The following is a 9,153-nucleotide window of genomic DNA, read 5'->3' on the forward strand; positions in this document are numbered from 1 at the left end:
TTTCCCACCAGTCTCTCTTACCTTTGATATTGCCTGGTATACTTTATCAGCTAGCTCAGGCGGTACCTCGAACTTTACATAAAACGGCTTAGGCATGTGTTCATCCTCCTCCCTTAACTCGTGGTCGTCTACAAGCTATATAGAATAATGTCAGGGCTTTATAAATTACGGGCATTAAATAATTTTTAAACTACTTTTGATGCGACTTTCCATTCCATATAATAATGAATCCGGTGGTCTTATTCGTGTGAGAAGACGGCTATTACTTTTTCCTCTTTGATAGTATCTATTCTAATGAACCCGACCCTGTATAATTGCACAATGGAGTCTGGTTTTTCATTAATAATGCGTTTTTCAACTAGGAGCCTGGCCTCCCTGATCTCTGATCCGCTCGGGATCAGGAGGAATAAATCTGTTTTCTCATCGTTGCTAACCCATTGAATTATTGGAGCATTTAGCTTCCTTGCATCTTCCTGTGAAATGCTGTGGAGCCTGGCTATGAATGCTGGCTTACCATCCAATATCGTTGGCTCCGTTATCGTAAAGTTAGCTAGCCCCATGGCTCTGAATGTTTTATGTTCGCTTTGAAGCAGTGTTCCCAAGTCTTTGGATGATATATGGATTACCGAGCCATCCAGTATCCTATACTCGTAATGCCCCGGTCTTGATGGATGTATTGGTATTTGTGCTTTAAGCTCCTCTTTCACATCCTTTAGTATTACTGGAACCGGTTCTTCAACACCCATATACCTGTTCGCGACTGGATCAACTAGGATCCTGTTGATAGCGTAGAGATTAACTAGGCTTATCTTGGCATCGATGGGTTTGATTCCCACTTCCTTAACTATTTTCCAGATTGTTTCACGGAGAATGCCTCTTCTACGTAACCCATTAATTGTTCCGAGTCTTGGGTCATCATATGGTGAGATACCTTGTTCTTTAACTAGCTTTCTCATTTTAGACTTGCTCAGTATCACACCCTCTAATGATAAACGTCCAAAATGTATTGTCTCGGGGTATTTCCAGCCCATGTGCTTATATAGGTATTTCTGCTTGACAGTATTCGATATGTGTTCCTTTGCGCGGAGGACATGTGTTACACCCATTAAATAATCGTCGACGCCAGCAGCAAAATTGTAAGTTGGCCATACAATGTATTTCTCCCCGGTGACCGGGTGTGGTGTTTTAGATGTATCTATTACACGGAATGCAACCCAATCCCTTACGCTTGGATCCGGGTGTTGTAAATCGGTTTTCACCCTTAGAACAGCATCTCCTTCACCATAGTGCCCCTCAAGCATTTTATCGAATTTCTCAAGGTTCTCTTCGACTGACGTATTCCTATGGGGACATGCCTTGCCAGCGTTCCTATATAAGCGGAATTCCTTATCGGGGCAGGTGTCAATATATGCTCCTCCACGGCTTATCAGCTCTCTTGCTACATTATAGAATATATTCATCCGGAGGCTCTGTATGTATTCCTTGCTCCATTTTACTCCAAGCCATTTCAATGCGTCCTTTATCATTGTATATGCTTCTGGGTAAGGTGATTTTATCCTTGGGTCGGTGTCCTCGAAACGAAGTATCATCGCTCCATTATATAATTCAGCATACCAGTAGCTTAACAGCGCTGGCCTAGCGTTTCCAAGGTGAATTGTGTAATCTGGGTTAGGTGCAAACCTGGTTACCACTTTACCTTTCTCGGCATTGGGTAATGGGGGCAGCTCCTTCTCCTTGGCTTCCCTCTTCTCCTCCAGTAGTTCTGGCCAGTTCTCTCTGATTATTTTCAACTGGTCTTCGATGCTTAACTTGTTTACTTCCTCTATGGTGCCCTTTATCAAGTCGATGAATTCTTTGATTCTGCTACGTATCTCTGGGATTTCCCCGATAACCTTTGAAACCACCGCTTTAAAATCGGCTTTACCCTCGTGTTTTACAGCGTTTACCAATGCGTGTTTGAAAGCGGTTTCTCTCACCCTATCTAATAATGATTTCTCTTGGCTGCTCAATCGCCACCACCACTATGATTCTCTCAGGCCTCTCCCAGGTTAAATCGATGACTGCTAGTATAAATCCTTCACAAGTAGAATAAATGTTTCTGACCTCGTTTTTCCTGGTGACAATGTATGCTATTAAATCGTTTTTTCTAACGTGCTTCATGCTCCCTATATAAAATACTCTCCTACCCTTCGCTTCCTGCAGGCATAGCTGTGTATTCTCGGAGAAAAACAGTGCTTTAGACGGCTCTCCAGTGTTGAATAATATTGTACTCCTCTTCAAAATGGCTTTTTCCAAGTCTATGTACTTCAGTATCTCCTCGTATGGTATGCTACCATAGTACTTTGTACAATTATTCTTCTCAGGGATGCTTGCCCAAGCGTACTCCGAGTTCTTGAGGCAGATTATTCTCTCGGAGTCGACGTCCTCTATGAATAACTGTGGGAAAGAGTATTCGCTCACTTCATTCTCCTCGTGTTGTTAAGGTAGGTATGGGGATTTATTCCCCTCTGGAGCATCGTGTTTACTATTTTCTGCCCGAGGATAATAGGCTTGCTCCTTAATTCACCAATATTCCTGGCACCGCTGAGGAACATCGCAGTCTTTAACTCGAAGATATAGTTGTCTAGATATGCCTCGGCACGTTCCAGCCCGTTGTCAAGTATATTCTTAAGAATGGGTTTAGCTACTCCAACCATGTCTGCACCAATCGCTATATTCACAGCTGCCTTAAAGCCGTCCCATACGCCGCCGCTCGCGATAATGAATGAGTCTTCGGCAACATACCTTGTCTCTATTACTGAGAGCGGTGTTGGTATCCCCCACTCGGATAGCTTCAGTCCGCATTCATAGCGTGATGACCCTGGTTGATTTCTAAGCGTTTCAACGAGAGCCCAGTTTGTACCACATGCACCGGCTGTATCATATATTTTCACCCCTATATTATGGAATACCCTCACCGTCTCCATGGATAACCCGTTCCCAACCTCCTTGATTATAACGGGTTTACGGAGAGATGTAACTAATTCCTTGACTTTATCAATCACATCTAAGCTGAAACGGGTGTCTCCTTCAGGCTGTATTACTTCTTGTGCTGGGTTCAAGTGTATTGCTATGGCATCGGCATCTATTACTTCAACTAGCCTTATGACTGTATCAGTGTCGATGTCTCTCAGGGTGTTTAAACCTATATTGCCTATTACCGGTACACTTCTAGCTGTCTCCCTTACGATCCTATAGCTTGCCACGACATCCTCGCTGAAGTTGCTTTTAACAATGGCTCTCTGGCTACCGACACCTATGGCTACTCGCTTCTTCTCTGCAAGAGTTGCAAGCATTTTATTTATGCTGACTAGTGATGGATGCCCTCCCGTCATACCCGTTATCATTATAGGGGCTTCTAGCCTGTAGCCTAAAAACACTTGCTTCACATCCACTTCATCGAAGTCTAATCCAGGTAAAGCTTGATGCACGAGCTGTATCTCTCTATATATCTCACTACAATGGTCTTTGAAGTCGACCCTGGGATCCAGTGCTAACCTTATATGGTGCAGTTTCCTATTCTGTATCTCATCCATGCTTAATACAACCTTCCTTAAATATATAAGCCGGCATATTAGCTTAGCACTCACTAAATATAAAACTTTAAAGCAGCGTAGCCAACTACGTGTGAGTAATCCCCGGAGGTGTCACCACTTGTCGCGTATTTCAATAGCTGGGCTTTCCCTCCCAATTTTTTAGTGTATTCCATGAGGGTCATTATTCCTCCTGGTCCACAGATACTTATGTCGTTATGCAGTATCACATTGTATAATCCATCTGTGTCGAGTTTGAGTATTCTATCTATGGCCATTGAATCCTTCCTGCTTGTCTCTTCATGGGGTTCGTAATGATTGAAGTCGCTGCTCGCTATCACTATTATTCTCTTACCGGTTGACATTGATGCTTCATATATCGACTTCGCTAGGTCTCTTGCTATATCTGGTGTATGGATACCTATAACTATCGGGGTTATTTTCACATCCTCGCCATAGATGTACACTATAAATGGCAGTTGGACCTCAATTGAGTGCTCCTCTAAATGAGCATATTCATCGAACTCAGCGATTTCACTGTTCTCCACAATAAGTCTTCCAATCTCACTGTCTACAACAAGGTCTCCAAGGGGGGTCTCCCATACTCCCTCAGGATACACTGAAACAGGTCTTCCAAGACCTGTGTGATTTGTACCAAGTATCACTATGGTATCAGGCTTCTTATTTAAAGCCATATCAAAGTAGACGTGTGCAGCTACAGGGCCGCTGTAAATATAGCCTGCATGAGGGGCTACATAGCCTATTGAATTCGTGGCCTGGATATCTGAGGGACTCGGTGGCTTCCCGGGTCCGATCCCATGTTTGAAAGACCACTCTATCACGCTTCTTAACTCCCCAGGTTTATCAGGGTAAAAATACCCGGCTACTATAGGACTCCTCTTCTTCAACCTGCTCCCCTTGAATAATAACTGTTAACTACGAGTTAAATACCTTGAAGCATTATGGAATAAGCCTAGAAATATGGTCCTGGATGCTTGCGAAAAATTTAGAGGGATGCCTCGAAATCAGTAGGCTGCTCAGGTAGTTCAGCGTTCGGCGGTATAACACCTTTCTCACGCAGTATTTGACGCGTTAGTATCCAGTATATTAGGGCCAGGCTCTTCCTACCCTTATTGTTCCCGGGTATTATGAGGTCTACATAGTCAACCCTGTTGTCGGTATCTGCTAAGGCTACTATTGGTATACCTGTTTCAGCGGCCTCCTTAAGGGCTTGCATATCAGACCTTGTATCAGTGATCACTACTACATCTGGTTCGAAGTATATCTTAAGACTTGGATTAGTGAAGGTTCCCGGTAAGAATCTACCTACGAATGGCTTACATCCTACATACTGACACATCTTCTGAACCGGCTTCCTCCCATACTGTCTTACTGAGACAACGGCTATTTTCTCGGGCTGATATCTAGCGAGGAATTTTCCAGCTATCTTCAGTCTGTCATCTATTTTCCTTACGTCCAGTATATATAATCCATCGGATCTAACCCTGTACACGAATGGCTCCATGAACTTCGTGCATATATGGGTGCCTATGTGCACACCGGCTGATAAGTATTTCTCAATTGGTACGAGTAGCTCAATTACTCCGCTCTCGGGTTTTGAAACAGGTGCCTCTCCTTCAGGTATATCGCTCATTCACTACCACCTCCTACGAGATCTTAGGGAAATATAATATCTCCTTTGATATATCCGTGTATGATAAAAACATTCTCCTGCAACAATACCTTTTCACACCGAGATCATCTAATACTTTAGCCGGGTTCTCACCGTTCTCAACTCTTTTAATATACTCCTCCCATAAGTGCCCAATGGGTTTACCACAGGTGAAACATCTAACCGGGAATAACAAGATCCCACCTACCTATAGCTCTTCTGCCATCTCCTTCTAGCACTATATCTACCCCATTTCTTAGGCTCTGTCTGACGTGGATCACCGCTTAGCATGTGCCTATCATATTCTTTAAATAGGGATTTCACCTCATCACTGTTAAAGAACTCGACTAGTCCCCTTGCAATAGCTATTCTAACAGCCTCGGCCTGACTCATGTAGCCTCCGCCGTGTACATTAACCCTTATATCTACTGTTTTTGCTAGGTCGCCTATTAGTAATAGTGGCTCCAGTATCTTCATCTTGGCTAGCTCGAATTGGATGAACTCTACTGGTACGTTGTTTATCCATACTCTTCCAATCCCGGGTTTTATCACAGCCCTAGCAATGCTTGTTTTTCTCTTGCCTGATGAAACAACTATTTTTATCTTATCACTGAGTGTCTGGCTCACTTCCTAACACCCCTCCACCCTATGGCTTTCGCCACCTCCTCTAAGTAAACATATCTATTACGGAGCCTGGAGACTGAGGCTTCGGGGAACTGTATGAAGGCGATATTCTTCATGTTGCTTGGCACACCTATGTATACTCTGAGCCTCCTAAAAGCATCTCTTCCCTTCGGCTTATCTATCGGTAACATTCCTCTCACAGTCCTCTTAAAGATATTGGCCGGGGTTCTAGGCCTCCTGACTCCCTTGGTCTCTGGATTGTAGTGGGTTTTAACCCTAAATAATATCTTATAGCCCTCTAACACCCTGTTTTTCTCACCACTTACCACGGCTTTCTCAGCATTAACCACTATGACTCTATATCCCTCGAGCAACTTCTTAGCAATAATACTCGCTAAACGCCCCAATATCTGGTTCGATGCATCTATGTAGAGTACTTTCTCCTCACTCATCAAGCTCACCCAATTATCTTGATGCTGCTTCCGGTAGGGTTCTCCTTAACAAGGTCGAGGATAAATATTGCTCTTCCACCACTCTTCACTATTTTCTCAAGTGCTGTCCTTGAGAATCCGAATGCTGCCACAGTAACCGGGTGATCTATATTACCTGCACCAAGTACTTTTCCAGGCACTACTACAACGTCCCCGGGCTTACTGTATCTATTTATCCTACTGATATTCACAGCCCTCCTTCTACGGGTTGGCTTGGATAATTCCTCAGCTATACTACTCCATATTGGTGCGTTATTTATAGAGGCTTGCTTCCTCAACTCCTCTATCACTTTCCTTAAAACTATATTTGTTTTCCTCAGCCTGCTCATACAGCGACACCATTCCTTCTCAACTCATCTATGAAAGCATCTAGTTTTCTACTTAGAATGTTTATTGCCTCTATTAAAATATTTCTAGCATTCAGAGCTCCTGTTAGCTCTAGATATAATATATACTCGTTCTCCCTCCATGATACCTTCACGGCTTGGGTGGGGCATATGTTTTCACATAGCCTGCAGAATGTACATTCAAGTATTTTATCCTCTTTAACCCTTACCGAGTTGTTGCCTGCCTCAAATATATTCTTCGGGCATGCATTAACACATCTAGAACACTCGGCCCCCTTACATTTCTCACTATCGAGGGTTATCACTGGAACATATTTATGCGCAGCGGTGGAGACTGGGCTCCATTTTATATGCTCCTTTCCCCTTCCAAGCCTGGCATATGCCTCAAGCCTTATGCTCTGATCCTTGATAAGCTTCAATATCGGTATTTCGCCGTAGACTGGTACAACATCTGGGTCACTGCTAACAAGGTCTCTACTATACACTGTTAAAACATCCTTCTCAGGCCCGCTTGCCTCCAGCCTTAGGGTTACGAAGCAATCCTGCGAGAATATTCCTCTATCACCGGCCTCTGCACACTCCTCGGGAGGCTTATACTTGTTCAATGCTTCATTGCTTTTTAATGGTATTAATCCAAGCCTATGCGATATGTATTCATCATAGAAGACACTTGAGTTTTCCGTTATAGCCACGTAGTCCACAGCCATTGTAGGGACTTCCGATAATATTGTTCTTCTCAGCGAATTAACGAGGTGTAATGGTACATCCCTTAAATATAGCTTAATAGTAGAGGGGGTTTTCTCAAGTATATCAATATGCAAGCTGGAAAACACCCGTTTCTGCCCTTCTATAGCCTCCTACCTCTCCTACCGCCAGGCCTTCTTGTGGTATCATGTGGTATTGGTGTCACATCCTCTATTCTACCAATAATGAAACCCGCTCTGGCCAGAGCTCTAATAGCTGCTTGAGCACCTGGCCCAGGAGTCTTAGGGCCGTGGCCTCCTGGTGCTCTTACTTTTATATGTAGCGCGGTGATACCTTTATCCATCGCTTGGGTTGCAGCCCTTGCCGCGGCCATCATTGCCGCATAAGGGCTTGGCTTCTCTCTATCTGCCTTTACAACCATTCCACCGCTTATCCTGCTCACAGTTTCCGCTCCGCTTATATCTGTTATATGTATTATTGTGTTGTTGGGGCTGCTGTATATATGTGCTACGCCCCACTTTAACTCTCTCATTGAGAAAGCCACCGTTCAATCACCTCTATGCCTGTGCTTCTTGGCTTATTCTCTGCTTTAATGGACTGAATGGGTAGTAATCAACCAATGGCTCCTCATCAACTGTGACTATTCGGCCAGGCGACCTCACTCTTCTACCCCCTATTGCTATGTGTCCGTGGACAATTAATTGTCTGGCTTCATGAAGGGTCTTTGCTAACCCCTTCTTATACACTATGGTCTGAAGCCTTCTCTCCAGTAGATCCTCTATTTTCAAGTTTAACACATCATCCAGCCTGGCTCCTTCCTTAAGTAGCCCTAATTTTATCAACCTGTTTAAAAGGGCTTTCTCTTCCTTCTCACGGATTTCAGGAGGCGTTGCTAATAGGGATCTCGCTCTGTGCCTATAATACCTCACCATGGTCGCGGTCTTCCATAGTTCTCTTTTATTCCTTAACCCATAGGTACCCATCAGCTTCATTTCATACATTAATATATCGCGACGCCATGGATGCCGGGGACCCTCATAAGATTTCCTTGGTTTGCGTGGGTCGCCCATCTAACTCACCCCTCTGTCTTCTTGCTTTGCTGTTGCTGGGTGGCTTTCTTCTTCCTCACACCCACGGTTACACCTGTTCTACCTGTTGTCCTAGTTCTCTGGCCCCTAACTTTCAAGCCCAGGGCATGCCTTATACCGCGCCAGCTCTTTACGCGTTTCTCCCTTTCAATATCTTCCTTCACATAGTATACTAGGTTTGCACCAGTTAAGTGAAGATTCTGGCCTGTTGTGTAATCCTTCTGCCTATTATAGATCCATGATGGAATACCGTATTTCCCAGGGTTGCGTACAACCTCTTCGATACTCTTAACCACGTCATCGCTTAGGAAACCAACGCGTTGTTCAGGGTTCAACCCTAGTATTCTACATATTGCTAGACTAAATGTATAGCCCAAGCCCTTTACTTCTGAGAGACCGTAAACTAATGGAAGCTCTCCATCGACATCGGTTTCCAGCATTCTAACTATCTGTCTAAAACTCTCCCTCTCACTCAATTCTTTCACCGGACTTAACTCGATAAGCATATGCATAACTACTCAACATAATTAACTGATAACGGTTTTTAAAGCTTAGCTTTAAAACACTTTTCCCTCGAGTTAGAGGGGTTCAGGTCCCATGTAGGTTTATATAAATTGGTTTCATCCCCTCGTTTTTGTTCCCCCCTGTATCCCC

At 44.0% G+C, this 9,153-nt stretch carries 13 protein-coding genes and 1 pseudogene; all 14 read right to left on the reverse strand.

What is annotated here, in order from left to right:
* Window positions 1–96 (reverse strand): annotated as a pseudogene (gene rpl7ae / locus ACP5N5_RS04125) (50S ribosomal protein L7Ae); the annotation flags it as partial.
* 143 nt (window positions 97–239) lie between these two features.
* A complete protein-coding gene (locus ACP5N5_RS04130) occupies window positions 240–2,009 on the reverse strand; it encodes a glutamate--tRNA ligase (RefSeq protein ID WP_048058930.1) in 1,770 nt (589 codons plus the stop codon).
* Window positions 1,978–2,460: a DUF2118 domain-containing protein gene (locus ACP5N5_RS04135; RefSeq protein ID WP_042666787.1), complete on the reverse strand. Its 483-nt coding sequence runs from the start codon at window positions 2,458–2,460 to the stop codon at window positions 1,978–1,980. Before ACP5N5_RS04135 ends, ACP5N5_RS04130 begins: the two co-directional genes overlap by 32 nt.
* Window positions 2,457–3,575, reverse strand: a complete 1,119-nt coding sequence (fni, locus tag ACP5N5_RS04140) for a type 2 isopentenyl-diphosphate Delta-isomerase (protein WP_428133204.1) — start codon at window positions 3,573–3,575, stop codon at window positions 2,457–2,459. The genes ACP5N5_RS04135 and fni overlap by 4 nt, the downstream gene beginning before the upstream one ends.
* A 53-nt stretch (window positions 3,576–3,628) precedes the next feature.
* On the reverse strand, window positions 3,629–4,480 hold the full coding sequence (amrB, locus tag ACP5N5_RS04145) for an AmmeMemoRadiSam system protein B (RefSeq protein ID WP_042666788.1): 852 nt from the start codon (window positions 4,478–4,480) through the stop codon (window positions 3,629–3,631).
* Window positions 4,481–4,578: 98 nt separating this feature from the next.
* Window positions 4,579–5,226, reverse strand: coding sequence for a 30S ribosomal protein S2 (rpsB, locus tag ACP5N5_RS04150; RefSeq protein WP_012609025.1), 648 nt, complete (start codon window positions 5,224–5,226; stop codon window positions 4,579–4,581).
* 13 nt (window positions 5,227–5,239) lie between these two features.
* A complete protein-coding gene (locus ACP5N5_RS04155) occupies window positions 5,240–5,440 on the reverse strand; it encodes a DNA-directed RNA polymerase subunit N (protein ID WP_042666790.1) in 201 nt (66 codons plus the stop codon).
* Window positions 5,441–5,448: 8 nt separating this feature from the next.
* Entirely contained in the window at window positions 5,449–5,871 is a 423-nt protein-coding gene (locus ACP5N5_RS04160) for a 30S ribosomal protein S9 (RefSeq protein ID WP_012609027.1), read from the reverse strand.
* The gene (locus tag ACP5N5_RS04165) at window positions 5,868–6,320 is read right to left on the reverse strand and encodes a 50S ribosomal protein L13 (protein ID WP_276814596.1); all 453 of its coding nucleotides are present in this window, start codon (window positions 6,318–6,320) and stop codon (window positions 5,868–5,870) included. Before ACP5N5_RS04165 ends, ACP5N5_RS04160 begins: the two co-directional genes overlap by 4 nt.
* A 5-nt stretch (window positions 6,321–6,325) precedes the next feature.
* On the reverse strand, window positions 6,326–6,688 hold the full coding sequence (locus ACP5N5_RS04170; protein ID WP_012609029.1) for a 50S ribosomal protein L18e: 363 nt from the start codon (window positions 6,686–6,688) through the stop codon (window positions 6,326–6,328).
* Window positions 6,685–7,527, reverse strand: a complete 843-nt coding sequence (locus tag ACP5N5_RS04175; RefSeq protein ID WP_042666793.1) for a DNA-directed RNA polymerase subunit D — start codon at window positions 7,525–7,527, stop codon at window positions 6,685–6,687. The genes ACP5N5_RS04170 and ACP5N5_RS04175 overlap by 4 nt, the downstream gene beginning before the upstream one ends.
* A 26-nt stretch (window positions 7,528–7,553) precedes the next feature.
* The gene (locus ACP5N5_RS04180; protein ID WP_012609031.1) at window positions 7,554–7,955 is read right to left on the reverse strand and encodes a 30S ribosomal protein S11; all 402 of its coding nucleotides are present in this window, start codon (window positions 7,953–7,955) and stop codon (window positions 7,554–7,556) included.
* Between the two features lie 13 nt (window positions 7,956–7,968).
* Window positions 7,969–8,481, reverse strand: a complete 513-nt coding sequence (locus ACP5N5_RS04185) for a 30S ribosomal protein S4 (RefSeq protein ID WP_048058932.1) — start codon at window positions 8,479–8,481, stop codon at window positions 7,969–7,971.
* A 5-nt stretch (window positions 8,482–8,486) separates the two neighbouring features.
* Entirely contained in the window at window positions 8,487–8,975 is a 489-nt protein-coding gene (locus ACP5N5_RS04190; protein WP_042666795.1) for a 30S ribosomal protein S13, read from the reverse strand.
* Window positions 8,976–9,153: the final 178 nt, after the last annotated feature.

It is taken from the genome of Desulfurococcus sp., assembly GCF_049970475.1.
Classification (GTDB): Archaea; Thermoproteota; Thermoprotei_A; order Sulfolobales; family Desulfurococcaceae; genus Desulfurococcus; species Desulfurococcus amylolyticus.